This is a genomic window from Nocardia sp. NPDC050697 (genome assembly GCF_040654395.1).
Taxonomy (GTDB): domain Bacteria; phylum Actinomycetota; class Actinomycetes; order Mycobacteriales; family Mycobacteriaceae; genus Nocardia.
In genome coordinates this window covers 139,626-166,045 of the sequence record NZ_JBFAHY010000002.1, presented here as the reverse complement: position 1 = coordinate 166,045, position 26,420 = coordinate 139,626, and the positions used below count along the sequence as shown (strand labels likewise).

Annotated in this window: 29 protein-coding genes; 13 read left to right on the top strand and 16 right to left on the bottom strand. The window is 72.3% G+C overall.

Annotated elements, in window-relative coordinates; all coding sequences use genetic code 11:
• Positions 1 to 45 precede the first annotated feature (45 nt).
• A complete protein-coding gene (locus AB0H71_RS08345; RefSeq protein WP_357016619.1) occupies positions 46 to 867 on the top strand; it encodes a class I SAM-dependent methyltransferase in 822 nt (273 codons plus the stop codon).
• A 55-nt stretch (positions 868 to 922) separates the two neighbouring features.
• Here the strand turns inward: AB0H71_RS08345 and AB0H71_RS08340 are convergent, their stop codons facing one another.
• Positions 923 to 1,690 (bottom strand): SDR family NAD(P)-dependent oxidoreductase, encoded by a 768-nt coding sequence (locus AB0H71_RS08340; protein WP_357016616.1) that lies wholly within the window; start codon positions 1,688 to 1,690, stop codon positions 923 to 925.
• A 134-nt stretch (positions 1,691 to 1,824) separates the two neighbouring features.
• On the opposite strand from AB0H71_RS08340, the gene AB0H71_RS08335 reads away from it, so the two are divergent.
• The gene (locus AB0H71_RS08335; protein ID WP_357016613.1) at positions 1,825 to 2,703 is read left to right on the top strand and encodes an SDR family NAD(P)-dependent oxidoreductase; all 879 of its coding nucleotides are present in this window, start codon (positions 1,825 to 1,827) and stop codon (positions 2,701 to 2,703) included.
• 85 nt (positions 2,704 to 2,788) lie between these two features.
• Positions 2,789 to 3,466 carry a TetR/AcrR family transcriptional regulator gene (locus AB0H71_RS08330; protein ID WP_357016610.1) on the top strand — a complete coding sequence of 226 codons (678 nt, stop codon included), beginning with the start codon at positions 2,789 to 2,791 and terminating at the stop codon, positions 3,464 to 3,466.
• 5 nt (positions 3,467 to 3,471) lie between these two features.
• On the opposite strand, the gene AB0H71_RS08325 is transcribed toward AB0H71_RS08330, so the two are convergent.
• From AB0H71_RS08325 to AB0H71_RS08310, 4 genes are all read right to left on the bottom strand, one after another.
• Positions 3,472 to 4,170: a TMEM165/GDT1 family protein gene (locus AB0H71_RS08325; protein ID WP_357016608.1), complete on the bottom strand. Its 699-nt coding sequence runs from the start codon at positions 4,168 to 4,170 to the stop codon at positions 3,472 to 3,474.
• A 106-nt stretch (positions 4,171 to 4,276) separates the two neighbouring features.
• Positions 4,277 to 4,804: a peptidase gene (locus AB0H71_RS08320; protein WP_357016605.1), complete on the bottom strand. Its 528-nt coding sequence runs from the start codon at positions 4,802 to 4,804 to the stop codon at positions 4,277 to 4,279.
• Positions 4,805 to 4,955: 151 nt separating this feature from the next.
• The gene (locus AB0H71_RS08315) at positions 4,956 to 5,579 is read right to left on the bottom strand and encodes a superoxide dismutase (protein WP_357016602.1); all 624 of its coding nucleotides are present in this window, start codon (positions 5,577 to 5,579) and stop codon (positions 4,956 to 4,958) included.
• A 117-nt stretch (positions 5,580 to 5,696) separates the two neighbouring features.
• On the bottom strand, positions 5,697 to 6,422 hold the full coding sequence (locus tag AB0H71_RS08310) for a hypothetical protein (RefSeq protein ID WP_357016599.1): 726 nt from the start codon (positions 6,420 to 6,422) through the stop codon (positions 5,697 to 5,699).
• A gap of 557 nt (positions 6,423 to 6,979) precedes the next feature.
• On the opposite strand from AB0H71_RS08310, the gene AB0H71_RS08305 reads away from it, so the two are divergent.
• From AB0H71_RS08305 to AB0H71_RS08290, 4 genes are read left to right on the top strand one after another with little or no spacing between them, the layout of a single operon-like run.
• Positions 6,980 to 7,348, top strand: a complete 369-nt coding sequence (locus tag AB0H71_RS08305) for a rhodanese-like domain-containing protein (protein ID WP_357016597.1) — start codon at positions 6,980 to 6,982, stop codon at positions 7,346 to 7,348.
• A gap of 13 nt (positions 7,349 to 7,361) precedes the next feature.
• Entirely contained in the window at positions 7,362 to 8,420 is a 1,059-nt protein-coding gene (locus AB0H71_RS08300; RefSeq protein WP_357016594.1) for a DUF4328 domain-containing protein, read from the top strand.
• Positions 8,417 to 9,187, top strand: coding sequence for a glycerophosphodiester phosphodiesterase (locus tag AB0H71_RS08295; RefSeq protein ID WP_357016591.1), 771 nt, complete (start codon positions 8,417 to 8,419; stop codon positions 9,185 to 9,187). The genes AB0H71_RS08300 and AB0H71_RS08295 overlap by 4 nt, the downstream gene beginning before the upstream one ends.
• A 37-nt stretch (positions 9,188 to 9,224) precedes the next feature.
• Positions 9,225 to 10,145: a DUF5926 family protein gene (locus tag AB0H71_RS08290; RefSeq protein WP_357016588.1), complete on the top strand. Its 921-nt coding sequence runs from the start codon at positions 9,225 to 9,227 to the stop codon at positions 10,143 to 10,145.
• Positions 10,146 to 10,379: 234 nt separating this feature from the next.
• Here AB0H71_RS08290 and AB0H71_RS08285 read toward each other — a convergent pair whose 3' ends face one another.
• The 5 genes from AB0H71_RS08285 to AB0H71_RS08265 form a co-directional block, all read right to left on the bottom strand.
• Complete coding sequence (locus tag AB0H71_RS08285; RefSeq protein WP_357016584.1) at positions 10,380 to 10,928, bottom strand: ferritin; 549 nt, start codon at positions 10,926 to 10,928, stop codon at positions 10,380 to 10,382.
• 96 nt (positions 10,929 to 11,024) lie between these two features.
• Complete coding sequence (locus AB0H71_RS08280) at positions 11,025 to 11,585, bottom strand: ferritin-like domain-containing protein (RefSeq protein WP_357016581.1); 561 nt, start codon at positions 11,583 to 11,585, stop codon at positions 11,025 to 11,027.
• Positions 11,586 to 11,594: 9 nt separating this feature from the next.
• Positions 11,595 to 12,779, bottom strand: coding sequence for an LCP family protein (locus AB0H71_RS08275; protein WP_357016578.1), 1,185 nt, complete (start codon positions 12,777 to 12,779; stop codon positions 11,595 to 11,597).
• A 549-nt stretch (positions 12,780 to 13,328) separates the two neighbouring features.
• Positions 13,329 to 14,111 carry a CPBP family intramembrane glutamic endopeptidase gene (locus AB0H71_RS08270; protein ID WP_357016575.1) on the bottom strand — a complete coding sequence of 261 codons (783 nt, stop codon included), beginning with the start codon at positions 14,109 to 14,111 and terminating at the stop codon, positions 13,329 to 13,331.
• A gap of 14 nt (positions 14,112 to 14,125) precedes the next feature.
• Positions 14,126 to 15,370, bottom strand: coding sequence for an oxygenase MpaB family protein (locus AB0H71_RS08265; protein ID WP_357016572.1), 1,245 nt, complete (start codon positions 15,368 to 15,370; stop codon positions 14,126 to 14,128).
• A gap of 61 nt (positions 15,371 to 15,431) precedes the next feature.
• Here AB0H71_RS08265 and AB0H71_RS08260 point away from each other — a divergent pair, with 61 nt between their 5' ends.
• Positions 15,432 to 16,040: a helix-turn-helix domain-containing protein gene (locus tag AB0H71_RS08260; RefSeq protein ID WP_357016569.1), complete on the top strand. Its 609-nt coding sequence runs from the start codon at positions 15,432 to 15,434 to the stop codon at positions 16,038 to 16,040.
• A 4-nt stretch (positions 16,041 to 16,044) separates the two neighbouring features.
• Here AB0H71_RS08260 and AB0H71_RS08255 read toward each other — a convergent pair whose 3' ends face one another.
• Entirely contained in the window at positions 16,045 to 16,806 is a 762-nt protein-coding gene (locus AB0H71_RS08255) for a DUF2470 domain-containing protein (protein WP_357016566.1), read from the bottom strand.
• A gap of 163 nt (positions 16,807 to 16,969) precedes the next feature.
• On the opposite strand from AB0H71_RS08255, the gene AB0H71_RS08250 reads away from it, so the two are divergent.
• From AB0H71_RS08250 to AB0H71_RS08240, 3 genes are read left to right on the top strand one after another with little or no spacing between them, the layout of a single operon-like run.
• Positions 16,970 to 17,473 (top strand): hypothetical protein, encoded by a 504-nt coding sequence (locus AB0H71_RS08250; RefSeq protein ID WP_357016564.1) that lies wholly within the window; start codon positions 16,970 to 16,972, stop codon positions 17,471 to 17,473.
• A gap of 30 nt (positions 17,474 to 17,503) precedes the next feature.
• The gene (pheA, locus tag AB0H71_RS08245) at positions 17,504 to 18,421 is read left to right on the top strand and encodes a prephenate dehydratase (protein ID WP_357016561.1); all 918 of its coding nucleotides are present in this window, start codon (positions 17,504 to 17,506) and stop codon (positions 18,419 to 18,421) included.
• Positions 18,418 to 19,080 (top strand): histidine phosphatase family protein, encoded by a 663-nt coding sequence (locus AB0H71_RS08240; protein WP_357016558.1) that lies wholly within the window; start codon positions 18,418 to 18,420, stop codon positions 19,078 to 19,080. The genes pheA and AB0H71_RS08240 overlap by 4 nt, the downstream gene beginning before the upstream one ends.
• Before the next feature lie 3 nt (positions 19,081 to 19,083).
• Here AB0H71_RS08240 and AB0H71_RS08235 read toward each other — a convergent pair whose 3' ends face one another.
• The 5 genes from AB0H71_RS08235 to AB0H71_RS08215 form a co-directional block, all read right to left on the bottom strand.
• A complete protein-coding gene (locus AB0H71_RS08235) occupies positions 19,084 to 19,902 on the bottom strand; it encodes an ESX secretion-associated protein EspG (RefSeq protein WP_357016555.1) in 819 nt (272 codons plus the stop codon).
• The gene (locus AB0H71_RS08230; RefSeq protein ID WP_357016553.1) at positions 19,899 to 21,074 is read right to left on the bottom strand and encodes a PPE domain-containing protein; all 1,176 of its coding nucleotides are present in this window, start codon (positions 21,072 to 21,074) and stop codon (positions 19,899 to 19,901) included. The genes AB0H71_RS08235 and AB0H71_RS08230 overlap by 4 nt, the downstream gene beginning before the upstream one ends.
• Before the next feature lie 34 nt (positions 21,075 to 21,108).
• Positions 21,109 to 21,420 carry a PE domain-containing protein gene (locus AB0H71_RS08225; protein WP_357016550.1) on the bottom strand — a complete coding sequence of 104 codons (312 nt, stop codon included), beginning with the start codon at positions 21,418 to 21,420 and terminating at the stop codon, positions 21,109 to 21,111.
• Between the two features lie 145 nt (positions 21,421 to 21,565).
• Positions 21,566 to 21,916 (bottom strand): metallopeptidase family protein, encoded by a 351-nt coding sequence (locus AB0H71_RS08220; protein ID WP_357016548.1) that lies wholly within the window; start codon positions 21,914 to 21,916, stop codon positions 21,566 to 21,568.
• Positions 21,913 to 23,007, bottom strand: coding sequence for a septum formation family protein (locus AB0H71_RS08215; protein ID WP_357016545.1), 1,095 nt, complete (start codon positions 23,005 to 23,007; stop codon positions 21,913 to 21,915). The genes AB0H71_RS08220 and AB0H71_RS08215 overlap by 4 nt, the downstream gene beginning before the upstream one ends.
• 89 nt (positions 23,008 to 23,096) lie before the next feature.
• Here AB0H71_RS08215 and serS point away from each other — a divergent pair, with 89 nt between their 5' ends.
• Together serS and AB0H71_RS08205 are read left to right on the top strand one after the other, a co-directional pair.
• The gene (serS, locus tag AB0H71_RS08210; protein WP_357016543.1) at positions 23,097 to 24,371 is read left to right on the top strand and encodes a serine--tRNA ligase; all 1,275 of its coding nucleotides are present in this window, start codon (positions 23,097 to 23,099) and stop codon (positions 24,369 to 24,371) included.
• 121 nt (positions 24,372 to 24,492) lie between these two features.
• Positions 24,493 to 26,310, top strand: a complete 1,818-nt coding sequence (locus tag AB0H71_RS08205; RefSeq protein ID WP_357016540.1) for an EAL domain-containing protein — start codon at positions 24,493 to 24,495, stop codon at positions 26,308 to 26,310.
• The last annotated feature ends 110 nt before the right edge of the window (positions 26,311 to 26,420 follow it).

The following is a 26,420-nucleotide window of genomic DNA, read 5'->3' as shown; positions in this document are numbered from 1 at the left end:
AGGGATGCGGACGTAGTCTGGTGCGGTCGGAAGGATCGTCGGAACATGTCGGGGAGTCCGCTGGAGACCGCGGAGGTCTGGGACGCCGTCGCGGTCGGGTACGGGGAATTCGCCGCCGCGGTGATGCGGCCGTTCGCCGTGCTCGCGCTGGAGTTCGCCGCGCTGACCAGCGAGTCGGCGGTGCTGGATGTGGCCGCGGGCACCGGCGCGCTCAGCCTGCCTGCCGCCGAGCGGGCGGGCCGGGTCGCCGCGGTCGACATCTCGCCGGGGATGCTGCGTTTGCTGGCGGACGCCGCGGCCGCCGCCGGGCTGCACAACATCGTGACCGACGTGGCCGACGCCAGGGAGCTGCCGTACGCCGACCGCAGCTTCGACGCCGCCTTCTCCATGTTCGGGCTGATGTTCTTCCCGGACCGCTACCGCGCGCTCGGCGAGCTCCACCGGGTGCTCCGCCCCGGCGGCACCGTCGTCATCTCGAACTGGGCGCCGGTCTGCGAATCCCCGCTGCTGACGATGCTGTACGAGGCGTTCGCCGAGGCGGTGCCCGAGCTCGGCGAGCCGCAGCAGGACTTCCTCAGCCTGGAGAACCCCGAGGTCTTCCAGAGCGAGCTGCGCACCGCCGGGTTCCACGGGGTGGTGATCCAGCGCCACTCCATCGTCACCCGCTTCGCCGACGGCGCCGAGCTCTGGGAGACCATGGTGCGCAGCAGCGCCGCGCTGCAGCTCATGCGGACGCTGTGGGGCGAGGAGCTGTGGGCCGAGCGCTCCCGGCGGGTCCGGGAGTACCTGGACCGGCGGTACCGCCCGAACCAGCCGCTGCCCGCCATCGCGCTGCTCGGCATCGGGCACAAGCCGCAGCTCGACTGAGACGAGCGAACCCCCCGCGGCCGGGGCCGAGGGGGGTTCGCGGAGCGCGGGGAGCCTAGCGCGGGGCCATGCGCAGCGCGCCGTCCATCCGGATGGTCTCGCCGTTCAGGTAGTCGTGCTCGACGATGTACTGCGAGAGCTGCGCGTACTCGTCCGGGCGGCCGAGCCGGGACGGGAACGGCACGCCGGCCTCCAGCCCCTTGCGGTACTCCTCGGTGACACCGGCCAGCATCGGGGTGTCGATGATGCCGGGGGCGATGGTGTTCACCCGGATGCCGAACTGCGCCAGGTCGCGCGCGGCGGGCACGGTCATGCCGTGCACGCCGCCCTTGGAGGCGGAGTAGGCGATCTGGCCGACCTGGCCCTCGAAGGCCGCGACCGAGGCGGTGTTGATGACCACACCGCGCTGGCCGTAATCGTCCACCGGATCGGTCTTGGCGATGGCGTCGGCGGCCAGCCGCATGACATTGAACGAGCCGAGCAGGTTCACCGTGATGACGGTGCGGAACAGCTCCAGATCGTGCGGGCCGTTCTTGGACAGGATGCGCCCGGCCCAGCCGACCCCGGCGCAGTTCACCACGATGCGCAGCGGGACGCCGGACTCGACGACCTTCGCCACCGCGGCGGCGACATCGTCACCACTGGTGACATCGGCGGCCAGCAGCGTGACGCCGTCGGGTACGTTGTCGCCTGCGCGCTCGATCGACTGCGGCACGTCCAGTCCGAACACGGTCGCACCCAGGTCGGCGAAGCGCTTGGCGGTGGCGGCACCCAGGCCGGATGCCCCTCCGGTGACGATGGCGGCGGAACCCGAAATCTCCACGATGGTCCTCTCGTTCGTGACAGCCCATTGGCTCTGGGTCATTCGCACCCTAACCGGTCGGAATTTCCGGTTCGGCCACCTCCCTGCCCGGTGAATTGCGAACACCATTGTTCGCAAGGTGGTACCGTCGAGCCATGAAGCTCTCCGCCGGTGCTTCGCTCGCCGGCCGCAAGATCCTGATCACCGGCGCGGCGCGCGGTATCGGCGCCGTGCTGGCCAGGCAGTTGCACGCGCGCGGCGCCGCGGTGGCGCTGCTCGGGCTGGAGCCGGACCTGCTCGCCGATGTCGCTGCCGACTGCGGCGACGCCCCCTGGCGCTACTGCGACGTGGGCGACCAGGCTCAGGTGGAGCGGGTGGTCCGCACCCTCGTCGCGGAGCTCGGCGGGCTGGACGTGGTCGTCGCGAACGCGGGCATAGCCCGGCAGTTCCCGCTGCTCGGCGGGGAGGCCGCGGTACTGGAGGAGATGCTCGCGGTGAACGTGCTCGGCGTCTACTACACGCTGCGCGCCACCGGCCCGCACGTGGCGCACCCCGGCGGCTACGTGCTGCTGGTCTCCTCGCTCGCCGGCGCGGTGCACCTGCCGCTGGCCGGGGCGTACAGCGTCACCAAGGCCGGGGTCGAGGTGCTCGGCAACACGCTGCGGCACGAGATCAGGCACACCGGCGCCAAGGTCGGGATCGCCTACTTCGCCGAGCTGGACACCGATATGACCTCGCGCGGCTTCGGCACCGCGGCCGCGCGCGCCATCCTCGGCCGGGCTACGGTGTCCGGCGTCGCCCCGCTCGGCCCGGCGATCGATACGCTCGAACGCGCCATTCTGCGGCGCAGGCGGCAGGTGGTCTCCCCCTGGTGGGTGGCCGGGGTGCTCCCGTTCCGCGGGATCGCCCAGCGCGTGATCGACCTGGCCCTGCGGCACGGCGTCGAGCAGGCGGTGGAGATCGCGCGCACCGAGCGGGCCGGCTTCACCACCGACCAGCCGCCGCGCACGCGCAAGATCGAGCGATCGGCCTGACACCGGGTTGTGCACAATGGACAGGCCTGGTGGCCCGTCCAGGATCCGCCGGCGGCGCTACCCCCGAGCAACGGAGCCGACCCACATGACCGAACCGACGCCGAGCCTCCGCCATCTGCCGCGCGGGCGGCACGGCCTGCCCCGCGAACAGGTGGTGGCGTCGCAGCGCGAGCGCATCCTGAGCGCGATGGCCGACGCGATGGTGGACTACGGCTATATCGGCACGTCGGTGGCGGCCATCCTGAAGCGCGCCGGGGTGTCGCGGGAGACCTTCTACGAGCAGTTCCGCTCCAAGGAGCACTGCTTCGAGGCCACCTACGAGCGCGCGGTGACGCTGCTGCTGGACAAGATCGAGCGCGCCGCCGCCACGGTGGACGACCCGGAGACGGTGGACGAGTGGACCATGCGGAGCAACCGGATGGACCGGATCTTCGAGGCGTACCTGGACCACCTGGTCGACGACCCGGCGAGCGCGCGGGTCTTCCTGGTCGAGGTATTCGCGGTCGGCTCGCCCGCGGTGGCCCGCAGGGCCGAGCTGCAGCGGCTCTTCGTCGAGCTGATCGCCGAGGTGCTCGATGTGCAGACCGACGCGCAGATGTTCGCCTGCGCCGCGCTGGCGGCCGGGATCGGCGGCATGGTGACCGGGCGGATCGCCGCGGGCGACATGTCCGGGGTGCGCGCGCTGCGCGCGCCGCTGCTCGACCTGGTGCACCGCGGCGGGGTGCTCTACGGCAACGCCTTCGCCGAGCCCGCCCGGCGCTGAGCGGGTCAGCGCTCGGCGCGCACCGGCGGCTCGGCGGGCTGCTCCGCGCGCCCGCGCCGCAGCACCAGCAGCGTGGCGCCCGCGAGCGCGGGGGCGAGCAGCGCGAGCAGCGCGGCGACCGGCGTGCCGAGCACGGTGCCGAGCCCGGTGAGCGACCCGAAGTAGAGGAAGAGCAGCCCGGAGCCGATGCCGATGGCGTGCTCGGGCAGGTGCTTGCCGAGCAGGATGCCGAGCGCGATGGCGAGCGCGTCGGCGGCGACCATGCCGATGGTGGAGCCGATCCACACCCCGAGCCAGTCGTAGTCGGTGGCGAGCGCGGCGGTGGCGAACATGGTGCGATCGCCGAGCTCCGCCAGCAGGAAGGCCGAGCTGACCACGAAGAACGGCGCCGCCCGGGTGGCGAGGCGCGGCTCCTCGTCGTCCTCGTCGCCCCCGCCGGCCGCGTGCTCGCGCAGCGTCCACACGCCGACGGCGAGGAAGATGACCGCCGCGAGCAGCGCGATGGCGGTGGTCGGCAGCGCCGAGCCGAGGAAGTGGCCGACGCCGACCGAGATCAGGTGCACGCCGGCGGCGGCGACGGCGATCCCGCTCAGCACCACCCACCAGCGGTACTTGAGCGCGAATGTCAGCGCCATCAGCTGCGACTTGTCGCCGAGCTCGGCGAGGAAGACGATGCCGATGGCCAGCATTGCGGTGGTGAGCACGAAACCGAATTTACCTGCGGAAATGCCGGTAGGGCAATACCGTTCTCGTCAAAAGATAACCGCCACAATAAGTTTGGGAATACCGGTTCCGAAAGTTAGGGAACCCTCAAGCGGCGAGCAGCATAGCCAGAACCGCGGTGTCGGGATCGCTGATCGGGTCCAGCCCGACCCGGCTGACCAGCGACGTCACCGTTCCGTCCGACTCCGCCTCGGCCCACGCCGCGCGGTGCTGGAGCCCGAGGTGCGGCACCCCGGGCAGCAGCACGCAGCCGGAGGCCGCGCCCGCGCACTCCGGGAGTGTGGGCTTCGTCTCCGAGGGCGGGTGCAGCATGATCAGTGCGGGCGGCACCGGATCGGCGAACCGGCCGGGCGGCAGCGCCTCCGCGCCGAGCACCGGCCCCTCGGCGAGCACCATGCCGATGGTGCCGGGCGCCGGGTCGTCGGGCAGGTCCTCGCGCACCCCGAAGACGGTGGTGGTGGCGAGCAGCCCCGGCATCGAGGCCACCCGGACCGCGAGAATCAGGAACTGCGCCCACTCCTTGGTGCTGTCCGGCCAGCGGCCGGAGATCACGAAGCCCCGCAGTACCCCGCTGGAGTGGAACGGCGTGATGCCGATGGGTTCGTTCGCGCGCATGGCTGCCTCCCGTGCGGTGGGAGTTTCGAGGATGACGCAGAGATCATCTGGCACACAAGTACCACCGACTGCCAGCGGCGAACGCTTTACCCAGCCGAAACACACGACGGCCCGCGGACATTCGTCCGCGGGCCGTCGGGGCGGGATCGGCTCAGCCGAAGATCAGGCCCTTGGCCTGGCCGGTCGCCTTGGCGAAGCGGTCCTGGACGTCGGCCCAGTTGACCACGTTCCAGAACGCGGTCACGTAGTCCGCCTTCACGTTCTTGTACTGCAGGTAGAAGGCGTGCTCCCACATGTCCACCTGGAGCAGCGGGATGATGCCGAGCGGCACGTTGGCCTGCTGGTCGTAGAGCTGGAAGGTGAGCAGCTTCTGGCCGAGGGTGTCGTAGCCGAGCACGGCCCAGCCGGAGCCCTGCAGGCCGTTGGCCGCGGCGGTGAACTGCGCGCGGAACTTGTCGAACGAGCCGAACTGGTCGTCGATCGCCGAGGCCAGCTCGCCGACCGGCTTGTCGCCGCCGTTCGGGGAGAGGTTCTTCCACCAGATGGAGTGGTTGACGTGGCCGCCGAGGTGGAAGGCGAGGTTCTTCTCGTGCAGGAAGATGGCGCCGTGGTCACCCGCTTCGCGGGCGCCCTCCAGCTTCTCCAGCGCGGTGTTCACACCCGCCACGTAGGCGGCGTGGTGCTTCGAATGGTGAATCTCGTTGATCTGCCCGGAGATGTGGGGCTCCAGGGCGCTGTAGTCGTAATCCAGATCCGGCAGCGTGTACTCAGCCACGTTGTCCCTTCCTGTGTCGGGCCGGGGCGCGCTCCGGCTCGGACGCGCCCCCGACCATCATTCGTACACCCGCTCGGTATCAACCGGCCTCTCGGCACGGTATTCCGCGCACGCTGATCACAACGGCGGCGCGATGCCCGGCCGGACCGCCCTGGGGTCGCCCGCGTCGTGCGCCGCCCACCAGCGCCTGCCGTCCGCCACGAAGTGTGCGGGGGAGAGCTCGGCGCCGGTCGCGTCCTGCACGGAGAGCTCATCGAACCACACCCGGACGTCCAGCTCGCGCGGGTCGACCCCCTCCTCCTGGGAGAACTCGAAGACGTGCGCACCGGGCCGCTCGGGGTCGAGCACCGCGTCGAAGCTGAGCAGTTCGCGCCAGAGCGACCAGCCGCTGTCGTCCACGTCGACGAACTCCCAGCCGTGCAGCCTCCCGCCGCCGAAGCTCTTGATCGCCTGGTCCAGGGTGTCGGGGGCGAGCGGGAGGATATCGGCGCCGACGTGGTTCCAGAGCTGGCGGCGCAGCGAGGCGGCCACCCGGCCGACCCCGCGCAGCGTCAGCCGGACCCGGCCGTCCCGATGGTCTCCGCCGACCCCGGAGCGGGTCTCCGGTAGCCGCAGCACCTCCAGCTCCAGGCAGAGCGTGCGGCCGTCCGCGTCGAAGGCCGAGCCGAGGCAGACCGCCTCGGCGAGCGCGATATTCAGCCCCTCGGTGTCGAGCAGCGGATCGAGCGCGCGGGAATCGTGCCCGGCATCACGCCGCGCGACGATCTCGTTGGGTGCCGTTTCCGGCCCGGTTTCCGGCGTCGAAGTGGGGTCGAGTGCCGTCTGCCGCGCGCCGCTGGTCATAGCGCCAGGCTACCGATGGTGCCGCCGGACGTCGCTGTTTCCGCAGGAAGAGTCCCGTGGCCCGGCGGGAAGATCGCGGCCGAGGGAACCGAATCGCTCCCGGCCCCGTCCAACTAGATATCGGAGCCTCCCTGGGTTCCGAGCCGGCGGCGAGTGGCCGCTCCGGGATGTTTGGAGGGGAGTCCCGGATCGGTCGCTCCCGCCGCCGGCGTAGCGGGCAGCCTGTGGATAACTCGGTGGATAGCTCGTGCGGCGGTGTTTACCGAAAGGTAGCTGTGGTGCCTGAGGTTATAGTCGCCGCCTGTGAATCGCGCGCAGGGCGATAGCTGACCCCTGTGGATCAGGTTGTGGAATCTGTGGATAACTCGGTCGTGGCCATGCACAACGCGGAGAGATCGAGAGCGGCGTCCGGCGCCGGAGCTTCGAAACCTACCCCATGCCCGTTCGCGCTGTCGAATGCGTGGACGGGGGGTGCGGAGATCCGGCGGGAGCGGTCAGCTGTGGATACCCGGCGCGCAACCACGCGGCCGCCCGGCACGCATGGCAGGATCGAAACCGTGACGAGCCCCGATGTTCCGACGGTTCCGGTCCGGGAGGTTCCCGGCGCGTTCGACTCGGCCGCCCCGGCGGCGGTCACCCCACCGGCGATCCTGCTCGACGTGCGCGAGGACGACGAGTGGCGCCTCGGCCACGCGCCCGGCGCGGTGCACATCCCGATGGCCGACGTGCCCGCCCGGGTCGGCGAGCTCGACCCGGACGCCGACATCTACGTGGTCTGCCGCCAGGGCGGCCGGTCGCTGGAGGTGGTGAAGTACCTGGCGAACATCGGGTACGAGGCGGTGAACGTCGGCGGTGGCATGGTGTCCTGGCAGCGGGCCGGGCGGCCGCTCGCCGCCGAGGGCGACAACGAGGCGCGAATCTACTGAAGGGCGGGGTCCGGTGAGTACGGTGGTGCAGCCTTGCGCCCGGTGCGGCGCGCGCTGGGCGGTGCACGGCGCGCCCATGCACTGGTGCCCGCGCTGCCGCGGCGTCCTGCTCTCGCCCGGCCCGGTCGACGCGCCGCCGGAGCGGCGCAACTACCGCTGGGTCGCGCGCAAGCCGGAGCACCGCGGCGCCCGGGCCGCCCCGCGCCCGCACCCCGGGCCCGCAGCGGGCACCCCGCGCTACACCGAGATCCCGCGCTGGGGGCTGCTCGACACCCCCGCCGAGCCGGGCGCCGCGCCCGCGAGCAGGCTCGACCGCGCCGCCGCCGCGGCCAGGAAGCTGCTGCTCTGGACCGCGCTCACCTTCGCGCTGGCCGCGCTCGCCGAGCTCGGCCGCTACGGCATCCTGCTGTACAACCGCACCCGGCTGGTCGACCCGCTGCTGCTCCGGATCTCGGACGCGGCGGTGCTCACCTTCGCGGTGCTCGCCGCCGTGCTCGCGCTGCTCGCCGCCGTCGCGGCGGTGGCGCGGCTGATCCAGCTGCGCCGGGCCGCCTACGCCCGGATCGGCGGGCGGGACCCGCGGTCGCCACGCGCGCTGCTGCTCGGCACGCTGATCCCGGTGCTGAACCTGGTCTGGCCCGGCGTCTTCCTCACCGAGGCGCTCGCCGGCCGCGACGATCCCCGCGCGCTGCGGGTGATCCGGGTCTGGTGGCTGGTCTGGGTGCTCGGCGGGCTGGTCGCGGTCGCCGCGCTCTGCTGGCGCAGCGCCGACTCGCTGCAGGCCAAGGCGGACGGCGTGCTCGTCACCGCGCTGACCGACCTGCTCGCCGCCGCCGTCGCGCTGCTGACGGTCGGCGTGCTGAACGCGCTGGAGGGCCGCGACCTGCGCGGCCGCACCAGGATCTCGCACCGCCTCACCGTGGCGGTCGATCCGGCGGTGCCGGTCATCGCGCCGCTGCACCGCACCGAGCAGCCCCAATCGACCGCCGCCGCGCGCCAGGAGCCGGCGGCGGGAGACAATACCGGCGACGAAGCGGGCGACCGCGAACAGGAGGAGGTCGGGGCCAAGTGACCCAGGGCAGTCGCGCGCCGTTCGTGGTCGCGCACCGCGGCGCCTCGGCGGCGCGGCCGGAACACACCCTCGCCGCCTACGAGCTGGCGCTCGAGCAGGGCGCCGACGGGGTCGAGTGCGACGTCCGGCTCACCCGCGACGGGCACCTGGTCTGCGTGCACGACCGCACCGTCGACCGCACCTCCGACGGCAGCGGCGTCGTCAGCGAGCTCACCCTCGCCGAGCTGGCCGACCTCGACTTCGGCGCGCCCGGCGCCCCGGCCGGGCTGCTCACCCTGGCCGAGCTGATCCAGCTGGTGCTCGATTGGCGCAGCCGTCCCACCAAGCTCTTCATCGAGACCAAGCACCCGGTGCGCTACGGCGCGCTGGTGGAGAACAAGCTGCTCGCCGAGTTGCAGCGGTTCGGCATCGCCACCCCGGCCTCCGCCGACCACTCGCGCGCGGTGGTCATGTCGTTCGCGGCGAGCGCGGTCTGGCGGATCCGCCGCGCCGCGCCGCTGCTGCCGACGGTGCTGCTCGGCGAGTCCTCGCGCTACCTCGGCGGCAGCGCGGCCACCACGGTTGGCGCCACCGCCGTCGGACCGTCGGTCAAGACCCTGCGCGAGCACCCGGACCTGGTGGACAAGGCCGCCGCGGCGGGCCGGGCCACCTACTGCTGGACCGTCGACGACCCGGAAGACGTCACGCTCTGCGCCGAACTCGGGGTCAGCTGGGTGGCCACCAACCACCCCGGCCGCACCAAGGCGCTGCTCGCCGCCCCCGCTTGAACCACACCCGCGCCCCGACCCTGTAGGTTGACCCCCCGTGGGTAAGAGCAAGCGCAACACTCCGAAGCCCGACGGCAACCGGGCCCAGCGGCTCGCCGAGCGCCGGGCGGCACTGGAGCAGGCGGCCAATGCCGTCACCCGGCCGTTCCAGGGACTGGCCGCCGAGTGCGACCTGGTCGCGCTCCGCGAGTTCGTGCCCTCCGCGACCGCGACCCTGAAGCTCGCGCCCGGCGTGGCCGCCGAGCGCTCGGTGGTGCTGGCCACGGTGCTGCCCGGCGCGGTGGCCGCGCTGGTGCGCGCCGGGGACGAGGAGATCGGCTTCGTCGGCGTCCAGGTGCAGCAGCAGGGCCCCGACCCGGCGGCCGATCTCGCCGCCGCCGTGCTGTGGACCCAATCCGCCGAGGGTGGTGAGTCGCTGAACAGCGCGGACGCCGTCGAAGGCGGCCCGACCCTGACCGACGTCCTCGATCCCGGCGCCGATCTGGAACTCACCGTGCACCAGGACTTCGACTGGTGGGTCCCGGAGGGCGTCGTTCCCGACGCCCAAGTGGCTGCCACCATCGAGCAGGCCAAGCAGGCCATCATGCCCTCGGCGCGGCTCGCGCTCGGCCCCGACTCGATCGGCGCCGCCTGGTGGGTGGATGCCGGGGAGAAGGCGCACGTGCGCTGGGTCCGCCCGGAGCCGGAGGACGAGCTGATGGCGGCGCTCGCCCGGCTGCACGCCGCCGGCGGGCTGCACCTCGGCGACGGCTCGCGCTTCGCCGGCACCTTCCGCACGCACGGCCTGCTGGTCCCCGTCTTCGACCTGGACCGCGAGCGGCACCCCGACGAATGGGTAGCCCCCGCCGACGAATTCGCCGCCCGGCTGGCCGGTGCGCTCGCCTCCGACGAGCCGCTCACCTCCGAGGAGCGCCGCTCCAGGGATGGCCTCCGCTCCCGCCAGGTGACATTGCGTTGAATTTGTCGCGCCTTCGGCGCGACGGGTTCGCGGCCCCGGGGAGTCTCGCCGTTCAGCGCTCGAGACTCGCGGCTCCGCCGCATGCGCTTCGAGCGCTGAACGACGAGACGGGCCGCGAACGGGGCTCGTAAGACTCGCCCCCTGGTGGCTGGGTTCGGGGCTACGGCAGCGGGCCCGGCTCCCTGTGGGAGCCGGGCCCGCGGTGTTCAGTCGCCGTGGAGCCGATCGGGTCGGTCAGAGATGGCCGCCGGCGGCGTGGGGGGCGCCGGAGGTATCCGCGGGGCCGCCCATTTCGCGGGCGATGAACTCCTCGAGATCGAACAGGTTGGACCCGGCCCGATCGGCGATCGTGAGCAGGGTGGTCATCCGAGCGACCTCCTCGACCTGCTCCTTCAGGAACCACTGCATGAACTGCTCACCGAGGTAGTCACCCTCCTCGCGGGCGGTGCTCGCGAGCTGGACCACCTGGTCGGTGACGGTCTTCTCCTGCGCCAGCGCCAGCGCGATCGGCTCGCGGGCATTCTCGAAGTGCGACTTGGCCGCGTCGACGCTGGTGATCTCGACGCTGATATCGCGATCCAGGAAGTACTGGACGATCATCATGGCGTGGTTGCGCTCTTCGACCGCCTGCTTGTAGAAGAGCTTGGCGAGCTGCGGCAGATCCGCGTTGTCGTACCAGACCGCCAGGGCGATGTACTGGTGCTCCGCATTGAATTCATTGTGGATCTGATCCTGCAGCAGGCCGTGGAATTTACTGCGCGGTGGCTCCGGGTGGGTCGACATGCTGACCACATTAGTGCTGGTCAAAGGCGCTGTCATCCAAGTACACCCTTATTGAGGATAGTATTGCCTAATTCCGCGCTGAATAGAATAGTGAATTCAGCTACTGCTCCGGGAAGCAATTCCGGGAATGCGCGGCGGTACTCCGGTGGGCACCGCCGGGCGCGCCGACTGTTCCCGCGCCAGGAATTCCTCGACGTCGAACAGATTGCCATCGGCCCGCTCCACCACGGTGAGCAGCGTGTTCGCCCTGGCCAGCTCCTCGATCTGCTGCTCCAGGAACCAGCCGGTGAACTGCTCGCCCAGATAGTCGTTCGCCCGCCGCGCCTGCTGCGCCAGATCGGTGAGCCGATCGCTGCGCTCGCTCTCCAGGGCGCAGATGTGCGCCGCGGCCTCCTGTGACGAAGCGAACTCCGAGCGGATGGGATCGATTCCGGCCACCCCGACCGGGAGCTCCCGGTCCAGCAGGTAGCCGATCATGCGCAGCGCGTCGGTGCGGTTGTCCTCGGAGCGCCGGTACGCGTACGCCGCCGAGCGCGGCAGCCGCGCCGCGTCGAAATACACCGCGACCGCCAGGTACTGCTGCGACGTGGTCAGCTCGAATCGAATGTGGTCGCGGAGCAGCCCCGCGAAGAGCTGCTCCACCGATGCGCCTGCCATGATTCGAACCTACCCCGTGCGGAGGTCCTCCGGAATCGGCTGATCGTTGGCGAGGGCGTCGAAGAACCGGCTGGCTCGGTCGCGGTCCCAGAGCAGCACATTGCCGCTGTCGGTGTCCTCGAAGCCGCCGATCGGCACCGTGGTGTTGATCGTGTCGCCGCGCATCGCCCAGCCGAGCGCGGCCAGGTGCCAGAGGTGGTCGCCCTCGTCCACCTTCACCGAGCCGACGGTGTCGGTGGCCAGCGGCCAGAGCGTGAACGGATTGGCCAGCGTGCCCGCGCCGGTCGCCTTCTTCAGCAGCGCCGACATGAACTTGCGCTGGTTGTTCATCCGGTCGATATCGGCGAGCGCGGTGGCCCGGCTGCGCACGAAGCCGAGCGACTGCGGGCCGTCCAGGGTCTGGCAGCCCGCGGGCAGGTCGATGCCGGCCAGCGGGTCGCTGATCGGGGCGTCCAGGCAGACGTCGATGCCGCCGAGGGTGTCGACCACGGAGGCGAAGCCGCCGAAGCCGATCTGCGCGTAGTGGTCGATGCGCAGCCCGGTGGCGCCCTCGACGGTCTGTACCAGCAGGGTCGGGCCGCCGAGCGAGAACGAGGCGTTCAGCTTGTCCCTGCCGTGGCCGGGCACGCTGACGTAGGAGTCGCGCGGCAGGCTGACCAGCGTCGCCTGCCCCGAGCTCGGGATGTGCACCAGGATGATGGTGTCGGTGCGCTCGGAGCCGACCTCGCCGCCGGTGGCGAGCTCCTGCTCCTGCTCCTCGGAGAGCCCGGCCCTGCTGTCCGAGCCGACCAGCAGCCAGTTGGTGCCCGGGGTGTCGCCGCCCCTGCCCTCGTAGGCGCTGAGCGCGTCGATCCGGGTCAGCGAATTGTCCAGGTGCACAACGGCCGCCACCATGCCGACGATCAGCACCAGCAGGAGCACCAGGAACCAGCGGAAGGGGTGCCGCTTGCGGCGCCTGCGCGGGCGCTCCGGCTGCGGCGCCCGCGGGGGCGCGGTGCGGCCGCGGCCGGGCGGTGGCGGGGGCGGGCGGCGCTCGTCCCGGTAGGGCTGCGGCTGCTGGGTCGGCGCGTGCTGCGCCCGCTGCGGCGGCTGCTGGGTGGGGTACTTGCTGGTGTAGCGGCGGGTCGCCTGCTCCGGCTCCGGGGACTGCGAGTAGGCGAGCTGGTTCTGGTCGCGCCTGCCGTCCCGGCGCACGACCTGGGTCGGCTCGACGTGCCGTTCGCCGGGCGGGGGATTGCGGCGCGGATCGCCGCCGCGCGGCGGCTGCCCGCCGGGTGCCCGATGGCCGGACTCCCGGTTCCCGCCGCGAGGCTGTCCGCCGGGACCGGGCCCCCGCTTTCCGTCGCGAGACTGGCCGCCCGGACCGAATCCCTGATTTCCGTCGCGAGGGGGCTGTCCGCCAGGGTTGGGCCCCCGAACTCCCTCGCGGTGCGGCTGCCCGCCGGGACCGAACCCCCGGTTCCCGCCACCGGGCACCCCCCGACCGCCGCCGGGCGGATTGCCCCCACCCGGCGCACCCCGACCGTCGGGCCCGGGACGACTGCCCCCGGGCGACGGCGGCGGCCCCGGCCTGCGCCCTTGCTGTCCGGGCGGCGGCGTCCGGCGCGCGGGGTACTTGGGGTCCTCGCCGTTCATCATGCAGACTCTACTGATCCGTCGGGTCGATCGGGCGGTACGCGGGAGGGCGCTGAGATCCCCCCGCTCACATGATGAATCACCCGGAGCGCCGCCGGTGTTAGCGGCTCAGGGCAACCAGCCGACGTGGCCGCGCAGCACCGTGTAGCCGACGTAGGCGATGGTGTCGATCAGCGCGTGCGCCACCAGCAGCGGCCAGAGCCGCCCGGTGCGCTGCCACCAGCGCCCGAAGATCAGCCCCATCACGACGTTGCCGAGCCCGCCGCCGAGCCCCTGGTAGAGGTGGTAGCTGCCGCGCAGCAGTGCCGAGGCCAGCAGCGACGAGTTGCCCGACCAGCCGAGCTGCCGCAGCCGGGTGAGCAGGTAGCCGACCACGAGGATCTCCTCGGCCGCCGAGTTGGCGCAGGCGGAGAGGATCAGCACCGGCAGCCGCCACCAGTGCTCGGCGAGCGAGCTCGGCACGATCGTCACGCTGAAGCCGAGCGCGTGCGCGATCAGGTAGAGCCCGAGCCCGGGCAGCCCGATCAGCGCGGTGAAGCCGAGCCCGGCCAGCAGGTCGGCGCGCCACCGATCCCTGGCCAGCCCGACCAGCCGCGGCCCGATCCCGCTGCGCCAGAGCAGGTAGAGCCCGAGCGCGGCCCATGCCGCCAGCCGGAGCACCCCGAGCAGCTGGAAGGCCAGGTCGAGCAGGGGCTGGTCGGCGCGCGAGGCGTTCAGCGCGACGGTCCGGCCGCCCACCCCGCCCGGCTGCAACGCGCTCTCCAGCAGCGAGAGCGCGGCGCTGAGCCCGCTCGCCCCGAAGGTGAGCGCGAGGACGATCACCACCTCGATCCGGAGCGCGCGCCGCTCGGACTCGTCGAGCGGGCGGACGGAGGCGGGATCGGCGGCCATGACAGCGAATCTAGTCAGCGGCGGAACTCCTCCACGGGTGTGTACTCGGCCGCCGCCGCGCCCATCTCGTTGCGGTACCAGGTCTCCCTGCGGGCGCGCTGCACCCGATCGGCCACCCGGTCCAGGCCGGGGATCAGCCTGCGCGCCGTCTCCAGTGTGAACAGCACCGGGAACTGTGCCAGCGGGTGCAGCACCCAGGGCAGCCTGCGCGGCATGGCGTGCCTGGCGTAGGTGCCGGGCGGCAGCCAGAAGCCGGTGTAGCCGATCTGCACCCGGTAGTTGACCTCGTCGCGCAGCCGCTTGCGCCACGGCGTGCCCGGCTTCGGCTCGAAGGCGGGCAGGTACGACTCGACCAGCTCCTCGCCGTCCGCACCCGCGGTGTGCGCCCGCTTCACGAAGGCGGCGAACATGAGCTGCACCGACTCCCGGAAATCCCGCGGGTACCAGTCCGGCTGCACCCCGAGCAGGTGCCCGACGTAGCGCCAGAAGTGCAGCGTCGCCTCGATCTCCCGCTTCGTCGTCTGCAGCCCGACGCTCCAGAGCGCCAGCCCGGGCACCACGCTGCCCGCCATCAGGGTGAGTGTGGCGTCGCCGACGCTGATCGGCACGCCCCAGGCGGCGGCGTCCCACTCCGGCCGCCGCACCAGCTTGCGCCGGATGAAGACGTGCATGATCCGCACCCGCATGGTGGTCTGCCTGCCGCGCGCGCCGATCGCCAGCCCGCCCGGCTCGGAGATATCGATCCAGAACCGCACCGTCTCCAGCTGTCGCTTGTGCGCGCGGGCGCCCGCGTAGCCGCCGGTGTAGGCGAGCGGCTTGGTGATCGAGCTCTCCGAGTACATCTCCAGCGTGCTGGTGGTGGCGAAGGCGAAGACCGAGGTGCCCCAGCGGCGGAAGACAGCGGCGCCGCGCTCCACCAGCGCCGGGTCCAGCCAGGGCGGCGGCGTCTCGAACTCGGCGAAGAGCCGGACCAGCGAGGCGGGCGGGTCGGGGACGGCGTCGATGCCGTGCTCCAGCGCGAGGTCGAGCATGGCGCGGCCCGCCTTGGGGCCGAGTTCGCCGAGGTAGACCTCGTCCACGAACGCCTCCGCGACCGGATCGGCCTGGTAGTAGGCGGCCGCGAAGCGCTCGACCAGCGCGTCGTCGGGTTGCGGGTCGAAGCGGAAGATCGTGCGCCAGAGCTTGCGCATGCGCTGCACGGCCGGGTCCTGCACCCGGTCCCAGTACCTGAATTCGCCCGGCGCGAGTCGAGTTGCCACGAATTCAGCGTAAGGTGAGCAAAAGCTCAGGTTCTACTCGTGTTTCCCGGGGGTGGGTTCGGTGGTCGAGAAGGTCGGTGACCAGCGGCGCAGGCCGCAGCAGGAGCGTTCCCGGGACACTCGCGAGCGGATCCTCACCGCCGCGACTCAGCTCTTCGCCGAGCACGGCGTCGGGAATGTGTCGACCAACCGGATCGCCGCGCACGCCGGCATGAGCATCGGCTCGCTCTACCGCTACTTCGCGGATAAGGACGCCATCCTGGAGACGCTGCGGCTGCGCCTCGTCGGCGAACTCGAGGAGCAGTTCACCGCCGCGGTGCTGGCGGGCATGGCGCTCGCCCCCGCCGAGTCCTTCGCCCGCAGCCTGCACGGCATCGCCGACACCCTCGCGCGCCGCCGCGAACTCGTCCGCGCCCTCTCCCCGCACGCCACCCTCGAGGCGCTCGGCCTCGGCGACCTGGAGCGCCGCCTCCTCATCCTGACCCGCGGCTACCTGCTGAACCTGCTCGGCCCGCTCCCGGACGCCGAACTGGAGGTCAAGGCGTACGTCATGGTCAGCGTCGGCGTAGCGAGCAGCCTCCGCATCGGCCTCGAAGCCCCGTCGCACCTCGACCGCGATGCGGTCATCGCGGAGATCGCCCGGATGGTCGCGGGCTGGCTCGAGCCGTAGTCGCTCAGATCCGCCGCAGCCCGTTCAGGAAGGGGCAGCCTGCCAGGGTGCGGACGGCTCGGCTGAGCTCCTCCACATCATCGGCCGGGGTACGGAACGGAAGCCGGAAGTCGTGGTCGCCGTCCATGCCCTCGATGCGCAGGGTGAGGCCGTATCGGTCGATGGCGAGCGGGTGCACGATGCCGCGCTGCAGGTGTGCCGGGAGCTGCCTGGCGATCATGGCGACCAGGTCGGCGTGGTCGCTCTCCATGTGCTGGAGCCAGGCGGACTCCATGGCGCAGAAGGGGTCGGGGGTGGCGGAGCGGAGCTCGTCGACGTCGACCGATTCGGCGCCGGTGGCGTCGGCCACGACGGCGGATTTGATCACGACGCGGAGCAGGGTGAGGCCGTGCCCGACGTCGAGCAGCATCGGGTGCGGCAGCTCCTCGGCGACCTCGGCGGCGAGCGCGCGCTGCGCGGGCAGCGGCACCGCGCGCACCCAGCCGCGCAGCCAGACCAGGGCGCGCACCGGCTCGCGGACCACGATGGGGGCGTGATCGGTGAGCTCGAGGACCGCGGGCGCGCCGCCACCGCCGGAGTTGGCGACCAGCACCGCCGCCACCGAGGCGCTCGGCACCGCGATCACCGCGTCGCCGCACTCGCGCACGTGGTGCACCGAGACCGGGGTGGGGTCGATTCCCGGCATGGCGAGCACCGCGTGCTCGGCGTGCGCGCAGGCGCTGCGCACCCGCTCCGCGGTCGACGGTGCGAGGGTCGAGTGCGGCATGAAGTCCTCCTGGTGCCCGCTCGCCCGGCTCGGCGAGAATTAGGTTACCCTAAGCTAAGTGAGTGGACGATCTTGCGCAAGAGCCTCGATTCGGGTGGTGCGGCCTCCCGCCCCGGCCGGGAGCGCGCGCCCGTGCCTCTCGGGGCGGGGTTACCGTGAGCGGATGACCGAGTCCTCCGCCGCGCCGGGCGCCGCAGTACCGGAGTCGGGCGCGCCGAGCGGCAGTGCCGTGCCGGCGGGTGGCGGGGAGCCGGTGCTCATGTCGCTGCAGCCGCCCGCCCGGCGCAACCTGACCGATGGCCTGTTCCGTGAGCCGGGTCCGATACCACCGGGGATCAGGGCGCTCGGCCCCGAGATCCCGGACGCCGAACTGGCCGACCTCATCGGCACGGTGGTACACACCGCCGACGGCTTCATCGCCCGCGCCGAGCACGCCGGCCGGGCACTGGCGATCCTCGCCGCGACCGCGGCGGCGCTCTGCGGCGAGGATGTTCGCCGCGCGCTCGCCACCCCGGACATCGCCTTCCTGACCGGGCTGAACCCGCAGGCCGTCGAGGCGGTGCGGGGCGTACTGCTGTGGATCGAGGCGGCGAACCCGGCCGAGCTGACGGCCGGCCTGGCGGCGCTGCTTCGCAGGGGCGGCGAAGGCAGCGCAACGGCGGGATGAGTGCGGAGCGACGCAAGTAGTGTCATAGGCGTGCCTCGTATCGCCTACTTCGGACCATCCGGAACCTTCACCGAGATGGCGCTCGCCCGATTCGAATCGGCGGGCGCCTTCGACGGGCAGGTGGAGCGGGTCGCCGCGCCGAGCCAGGGCGCCGCGCTGGACCTGATCCGGGCCGGCGCGGTGACCGGCGCGGTGGTGCCGATCGAGAGCTCGGTGGAGGGCTCGATCGCCGCCACCCTCGACTCCCTCGCGCTCGGCCCGCGGCTGCAGATCGTGGCCGAGACCGAGCTGGAGGTCACCTTCAGCATCCTGGCCAGGCCGGGCACCGAGCGCGGTGCCGTGCGGTTGCTCGCCGCCTACCCGGTGGCCGCCGGGCAGGTGCGCGAATGGGTGGCGCGCGAGTTGCCGGACGCCGCCTACTACACCTCCACCTCCAATGCGGCCGCCGCCGAGGACGTGGCGGCGGGCCGGGCCGATGCCGCCGTCTCCACCGTCCTGGCCGGCGAGCGGCTCGGGCTGGCCACGCTGGCCGCCGGGGTGGCCGACCACGACCAGGCCATCACCCGCTTCGTGCTGGTGACGGCGCCGCGCCCGGCTCCGCCCGCCACCGGCGCCGACCGCACCTCGGTGGTGCTGGAGCTGACCAACGAACCCGGCGCGCTCATGCGCGCCTTCGCCGAGTTCTCCACGCGCGGCATCGATCTCACCCGGATCGAATCGCGGCCGACCCGAACCGGCATGGGCGCCTACCGCTTCTACCTGGACTGCGTCGGGCACATCGACGACAGCGCGGTGGCGGAGGCGCTCAAGGCGCTGCACCGCTCGGCGCCCCGCATCCGCTTCCTCGGATCGTGGCCCGCGTTCGCCAAGCCGGGCACGCCGCCGCCGCCGGATACCGATGCCGCGCTGTGGCTTTCCCAGCTGAGAAAGGGGGTGGCGGACCGTTGAGCGCACGACTGATCCTGGTCCGGCACGGAGAGACCGAGGGCAACGTCGCCAAGCTGCTGGACACCAGGGTGCCCGGCCTCCCGCTCACCGAACGCGGGGTGGCGCAGGCGAAGACGCTCGGCGCCGCGCTGGCCGCGCCGCCGCGCGCGCTGTACTGCTCGGCCGCGCTGCGCGCCAGGCAGACCGCGAGCTATATCGAGGAGGCCACCGGGGTGACCGCCCAGGTGCTCGACGGCACCTACGAGGTGCAGGTCGGCGATATGGAGGGGCAGAACACGCGCGCCGCGCACGACCTCTTCCAGGAGATCTACCACGCCTGGCACGACGGTGAGCTGAACCGCCGCCCGCCGGGCGGGGAGTCGGGGTACGAGGTGCTCGCCCGCTTCCTCCCGGTGGTCGAGCAGCTGCGGCAGACCTGGTTCACCGACGGCGCCGACGGCGATGTGCTGCTGGTGATCCACGGCGCCGCCATGCGGCTGCTGGCCCGGGTGCTCACCGATATCCGGCCGCCCTTCACCACCAACAACCACCTGGACAACACCGAGACCATCGAGCTGCTGCCGCGGCCGGACCGCGGCTGGGAGCTGCTCCGCTGGGGTCGCTTCACCCCGCCCTTCGGCCCGGATACCGAGCCGCGACAGGACGACCCGATGGGCTGACTTCTACCGGACCGGGAACTCGTCGCGCTCCGGCAGGCCGTTGACCAGGTCGAGCAGCGCGGCGCGCAGCCGGGCCGGGGTGCCGCTGCTCAGCGAGGTCCACTTGCTGCCGTCGTCGGCCCGGCTGGCGGTGGCCAGGAAGCGGCCGTTGCGGGTGTCGAAGACGGCGATGTGGTTGTCGGCGTACTCGCGGGTGCCGTCGCGGTAGGCCACCCCGACGATCTCCGCGTGCGCCTCCAGGTGCACCAGCGCCGAGGCCAGCGCCTGCGCGTCCCGATCCGGGGTGCCGACGGCGGCGAGCCGCCGCGCGGTGGCCGCGGCATCGCCGAGCTCGCCGAAGATCGGCACCAGATCGTCGGTGTAGGCGTTCATGCCGGTGAGGTCGAGCGGCTCGGCCGGGCCGAGCGCGGCCAGCAGCGGGGCGGACAGATCCTCGGCCACCTCGTCCAGGACGTAGGAGTTCGGCCCGCGGAGGGCGACGGTCACCAGATCGTCGCCCTTCGCGAGGCAGAGCCTGCTCACCCGGCCCTCCACCACCAGCCGCAGCGCCACCACCCAGTGCGGGCGGTTCAGCGTGCGCAGCCGGTCGGCGAGCTCCGGGTGCACCTCGCCGTCGGTCAGCAGGGCGCGCTCGGTGAGCGAATCGGCGGCCGCGGCGAGCGCGGCATCGTGCTCGGCGGCATTGTCGTACCGGCCGATGGCGTCGAGCACGACCGGCACGTCATCGATCTGCAGCTCCTCCAGGAGGAACTGCATCTCGTCGAGCGAGAGCACTACCGATTCGAGGGCCGCGGGATTGCGGCCCGCACCGAGCACCGTCACCGAGAGGTGCCGGCGTCCGCGCCGATCACGCCGTCGGTGGCCCAGCGGCCGTCGTGGAAGTGCTCGGCGCTGCGCAGGTAATCCGCGGCGTCGTGCTCGCCCTCGTCGTCCTGGCCGGTGCCGCGGGCATTGCCGAGCAGCGGGCTCTGCCCGCCGGTGGCGGTGCGCACCGGCGCGCCGTCCACCCGGGCGACCACGGAGTCACCGACCGCGGCGGCCACGGGCATGCCCGCGCCGATCGCCGCGCCCGCGCCCCAGCCCTCGGGCAGGGTGAGCTTGCCGTTGCCGTTCGCCGAGCCGCCCGCGCCGACGCCGGAGAGCGCCGCCGAGCGGGTGCTCGCGGCCGCGGCGCCCGCCGCACCGGCCACCCCGAGCCCCATCGGCGCGAGCGCCGCCGGGGCGGTGGAGCCCGCGCCGGTGAGCGCGGAGATGGCGGCGCCGCCGAGGTTGCCCGCGGTGGTGACGCCGGTGCCGACGACCGAGCCGGCCACATTGGCGGCCTGGGTCGCGGCGCTGACCACGGCCGGGTTCTGCGCGAAGGCGGTGGCCGCGGCGACCGCGCCCTGGATCGGATCGCCCTGGAACGCCGTCTCGGCCGCCTCCTCGGAGGCGCCGTCGGCCGTGCCCGCGCCGTTGGCGATGGCGGGCGGCCGGGCGAACTCACCCGGGGTCGTGACGAGCGCGCTGGTGGCGGCCTCGTAGGTCTCCATGACCAGGGCAGCGCGGATATCCATGGCATTCTTGGCGACTTCGGCCACCTCGAAGGCGCCGGAGAGCGCGCCGGGCGGGTTCGCCGAGGCGACCACCGCCGCGTTCACGGCGACGATCTCCGGCAGGCTCGGCATGGCCAGCGAGGCGACGGTGTACGCGGTGGCGTTGGCCGCCGTCTTGGTGGCCATGGCGGCCGCCATCACGCCCTGCTGCTCGGCCCAGCCCATGAAGCCGGTGAGCCGGGAGAGCGCGGCGATGCCGTTGATGCCCTGCATCCCGACGCCGAGCTCGGCCATCACCCGCGCGACGGTGGCGGTCGCGTCCACCCACACCCCGGTGAGCGCGCCCCACGCCGTCGCCGCGGCGGAGATGGGAACGGCGTGCGCGCCCGCGTTCAGCGCGATCGAATTCGCCTCGGCCATGCGCGGCAGCCAGAAAACCCCGGTGATCCCTGCGGTCATTCTCGTTTCTCCCCTGTTCGAATTCGCTCGCGGATCAGGCGCCGATCGCGCCGAGCGCGGCGGCCTGGACGACGTCCGCGCCGACCTGGGCGGCGAGCTGGCTGCGCAGCACCGCGGCCGCGTGGTGCAGCTCGAGGATGCCCTGCGCGACCGCGTGGTCGTGGGTGGCCGCGGCGCTGTTGAAGTGGTTCGCCGCGAGCAGCGAGACCTCCTCGGTGCCGGACGGCAGCACGTGGGTGGCGGGCGCGGTGACGGTGGCGGCTGCCGCCAGCCGCTCGGCGAGCAGATCGAGCTCCGCCGCGGCCAGAAGCACGGCCTCCGGCGACATGAGTACGTGGCCAACCATGACTCGACTCCTTCTAGTGGCTATGGGGCGGAACCACGAGAATTCCCCCTACGAGTTCTAGGACGCGACGGCGACACCATCGGTTCCCTCGAGTCCTCGAGTTCCCTGAGACTAACGCACTTCCGCGCGTTCGCTCCGGGAAAACTCAACCCCAGCCGAGCTCGTGCAGCCGCGCGTCGTCGATGCCGAAGTAGTGCGCGATCTCGTGGATCACGGTGACCGCCACCTCCTCGACCACCTCGGCCTCGGCGGAGCAGATATCCAGGATGGCGTCCCGGTAGATGGTGATGGTGTCCGGCAGCGAGCCGCCGTAGTGGCTGTCCCGCTCGGTGAGCGCGATGCCGTGGTAGAGCCCGAGCAGATGCGGGTCTTCCGGATTGCGTGGCTCGATCAGCACGACCACGTTATCGATGGCACGGGCCAGCTCCGCCGGGACGAGATCCAGTGCGTCGCCGACCAGTTCCTCGAACCGGGCGGCGGGCATGGCGACGGTCACCGCGGCGCCGGCTGCGGCGGCAGCGGGGCCGCGCCGGGCAGCGGGGCCGGGGTGGAGCGGCCGCTGTTCGGCGGCGGCACCGGGGCCTGCCCGTTGATCAGGATGTCACCGCGCGCCGAGCCCTGGATCGGCGCGAAACCCTCGCGGTCGGCGCCCTTTCCGATCATGCAGTCCAGCTTGCGGCTGCCCGCCAGCCAGCTGCGCGCGTCCAGGTAGTCGAAGAAGAGGGTGAGCGTCTTGTTCCGGATGGCGTCCGGGCTGCCCAGGTAGTCCGTCGAGGTGCGGGTGCACTCCTGCTCCATGAACTTGTCCTGGTCGTCCTTGCTCGGCAGCCCGCTGGTGAAGTGCGCGCCGAGGTCGATGGTGGAGACGATCTCGACGGCGTGCTGCTGGGCGCAGTCGACCGGGTCGGACGGCAGATTCTGGTTGATGCCGAGGCAGACGCCGGGCTGGTAGACCCGGGACTGGTCCTGCGCGGCGGCGCTGCCCGACGTGGTCGGCGTCCCGGTGGCGGCCGCCACCTGCAGCCCGCAGCGCAGCGTGCGGTCGCCGGCCTGCCAGCCGTCCGCGCTCGGGTACATGAGCCCGACCACATACCGCCCGCGCGGATCGAACCGCCCGTCCATGTACTTCTGCACCGCGGGCACGCAGTGCTCCTCCTTGAGCTCGGTCAGGCGCAGCGAGTCCGGGAAGCGGGAGCCGGGGGCGAACTCGCGGCCCGGGTAGCGGCTCATGTCCACCTCGGCGGCCACCTCGAACAGGTGCTTGCCGTCGCAGCTCACCTTCACCAGGTCGCTGCGGTCGGTGGTGCTCCAGGTCAGGCAGTCGCCGGCGGCCGCGGTGCCGAAGGCGGCGTCGCGCACGCCCGCCGGGGCGGCGGGGTTGTGCGCCTCCAGCCCGGTCTCGTTGTCGAAGCCGGTGACGAAGAGCGTCACCAGGGCGGCGGCGACCGCGCCGACCGCGACCGCGAGCAGCCCCCAGCGCAGCGTGGGGGCGGACAGGTGCAGTCCGCGCCTGCCCGCGCGCGGCGGCTCGCCCGCGCCCTTTTTTCCGGTGGCGCGGTCGCGGGGGTTCGGCTCGTCGGGAGACATCGCGATCCATCATGGCAGCGCCATCGCGCGGTGTGCCACGTTCGGGTGTATCGGCGGGGGTTCAGCGGGGTCGATTACGCTGGTCGCCCATGATCGACCTCCGATTCTTGCGGGAGAATTCCGACGTCGTCCGGGCCTCCCAGCGCGCCCGCGGCGAGGACCCGGCGCTCGTCGACGCGCTGCTCGAGGCCGACTCCGCGCGCCGCTCCGCGGTGGCGAAGGCGGACAACCTGCGGGCCGAGCACAAGGCCATGGGCAAGCTGGTCGGCAAGGCGAGCAAGGACGAGCGCCCCGCGCTGCTCGCCCGCGCGCAGGAGATGTCCGCCCAGGTCAAGGCGGCCGAGGTGGATCAGCACGCGGCCGACGCCGCGCTGGACACCGCGCAGCGGGCGCTCTCCAATGTGGTCCAGGAAGGCGCGCCCGCGGGCGGCGAGGACGACTACGTCGTGCTGGAGACCGTCGGCACTCCGCCGGAGTTCGGCTTCGAGCCCAAGGACCACCTGGAGCTCGGCGAGGCGCTCGGGCTGATCGACATGGAGCGCGGGGCCAAGGTCTCCGGCGCCCGGTTCTACTTCCTCACCGGGTACGGCGCGCTGCTGCAGCTCGGGCTGTTGCAGCTGGCCGCGCAGCGGGCGGTGGCGAACGGCTTCACCATGATGATCCCGCCGGTGCTGGTCCGCCCGGAGATCATGGCGGGAACCGGGTTCCTCGGGCAGCACTCGGCCGAGGTGTACCACCTGGAGGAGGACGACCTCTACCTGGTCGGCACCTCCGAGGTGCCGCTGGCCGGCTACCACTCGGGCGAGATCATCGACCTGAGCGCGGGGCCGAAGCGGTACGCGGGCTGGTCGTCCTGTTTCCGCCGGGAGGCGGGCAGCTACGGCAAGGACACCAGGGGCATCATCCGGGTGCACCAGTTCGACAAGATCGAGATGTTCGTCTACTGCGACCCGGCCGAGGCCGATGCCGAGCACCGGCGGCTGCTGGCCTGGGAGCGCGAGATGCTGGCCGCCATCGAGGTGCCCTACCGGATCATCGACGTCGCCGCGGGCGACCTGGGCAGCTCGGCCGCGCGCAAGTTCGACTGCGAGGCCTGGGTGCCCACCCAGGGCGCGTACCGGGAGCTCACCTCCACCTCGAACTGCACCACCTTCCAGGGCCGCAGGCTCTCCGTGCGGTACCGCGACGCGGACGGGAAACCGCAGATCGCGGCCACCCTGAACGGGACACTCGCGACCACCCGCTGGATCGTCGCGATCCTGGAGAACAACCAGCTCGCGGATGGCTCGGTGCGGGTGCCGGCCGCGCTGGTGCCGTTCGTGGGTACCGAGGTGCTGGCGCCGCAAACCCGGACATCGGCATGACGTCGCGGTAGCCGGGAGTTCGCCGGGGCCTGAAAACGGTGATCGGGCTGTGGCACCGGTGGGTTGCCTCTACCCTGTTCTCGTGCGAGGAATCGGGTCTCGCGGCGATACCCGAACCCGGGTGCGGGCCGCGTCTGCGCTGGCGACGGCCATGGTCATGTCCAGGACCACCGGCGCCTTCTATGTCATGGGCGGAGCCCTCGGGCTGCTGCTCACCGCGATCGCGCCGGGCGACGAGGGCAACCGGGTGCTGGTCGGCAGCGCGGCGGCGGTCGCGCTGCTACTCGGGCTGAGCCTGCTCGGCTGGGGTCCGCGGATGCCGCACAACGTGCACCACGCCTACGTCGCCATCGCGACCGTGCTGGTGACGGTGGCGGTGCACTCGTTCCCGAACACCGTCGGCGCGATCAGCCTCGCCGCCTTCTATGTCTTCGTCGCCTGCGACGCGGCGCTCTTCTTCGCCTGGCCGCTCGCGGTCACGCACATCGGCTTCGCCATGGTGATGTGTTTGTGGGCGCTGCCGACCCGGGATCTCCCCGGCTGGTCCGGGGTGATCCCGGCGGGCGTGACCTTCGGCGTCGGCGTGGTGGTCGGCATCCTGACCAGGATGGCCTCCGAGGCCGATATCGACACCCTGACCGGGCTGCTCAACCGGCGCGGCTTCGACCGGCTGCTGAACGTCGCCATCGAGCACGCCGGGCGCACCGGGCAGAGCCTGGCGCTGGTCCTGGTCGACCTGGACCGCTTCCGCAAGATCAACGACCACCTCGGGCACCGGGCAGGCGACGCCGTGCTGCAGCGCGTCGCCGACGCCTGGACCGAGCTGCTCGCCCCGGACCAGCGGCTGGCCCGCTACGGCGGCGACGCCTTCGCGCTGCTGCTGCCGAACACCACCGAGCAGGCGGCCATCCTGCTCACCGAGCGGCTGCGCGCCGCCGTCACCACCGGTTGCTCGGCCGGCGTCACCTCGTGGCAGCCGGGGGAGTCCGGCTCGCTGCTGGTGAGCCGCGCGGACGTCGGGCTGTACCGGGCCAAGCAGAGCGGCCGGAACCGGACCGTGCTGGAATCCTCGCGGCAGCAGCCGCTCGCGGTCGAGCTGCGCGAGGCCATCGACAACGGCGCGCTCGACGTGCACTACCAGCCGATCGTCAGCCTGACCGAGGGCGGCGGGAAGGCGGTCGGCGTGGAGGCGCTGCTGCGCTGGTCGCCCGCGGCCCAGCCGGATGTCACCACCGAGGGGCTGATCCGGGTCGCCGAGGAGTTCAACCTCATCTCCGATCTGGACGAGCTGGTGCTGCGCAAGGCCTGCGCCGACGCGGCCCGGCTGCAGGAGACCTTCGCCCAGCTCGACCTGACGCTGAATGTCAATGTCAGCGGGCTGGAGCTGGCCGAGACCGAGTACGCCGACCGGGTGGCCGGGATCCTGGAGAGCACCGGCTGGCCCGCCGACCAGCTGGTGCTCGAGGTGACCGAGAGCGAGCTCGCGGCCGAATCGCAGACGGCCATCGCCAACCTGCACACGCTGCGCGAGCGCGGGGTCCGGATCGCCATCGACGACTTCGGCACCGGGTACTCCTCGCTGAGCCGGCTGGCCACGCTGCCCAGCGACATCATCAAGGTGGACCAGTCCTTCGTGGCCGCCATCCGCTCGGATTCGCCCGCGCCGCCGCTGCTCGGCGTGATCGCGGCGCTGAGCAGCGCGCTCGACCTGCAGGTGATCGCCGAGGGGGTGGAGACCGAGTACCAGGCCGCGGTGCTCACCGAGCTCGGCTTCGCGCTGGCGCAGGGGTACCACTACAGCGATTCGCACCCGGTCGCCGAGCTGATCACCGACCTGAACGCCGGGCGGGCCGAGCTCACCGCCGAGCCGGCCGCACCGCCGCGCACCGGCGACGACGACACGCACGAGACCGCCGACGGGTGGCTTCCGCTCGGCTGAGCGAAATACCGTTGACCCGGTACCGGGCGGGGCGCAGGATGGGCGCATGCACCTGCTGATCTACGCCTGTTGAGTTGCGCTCCGCCGCGCTGAGCGCGGCCGCACCGAGG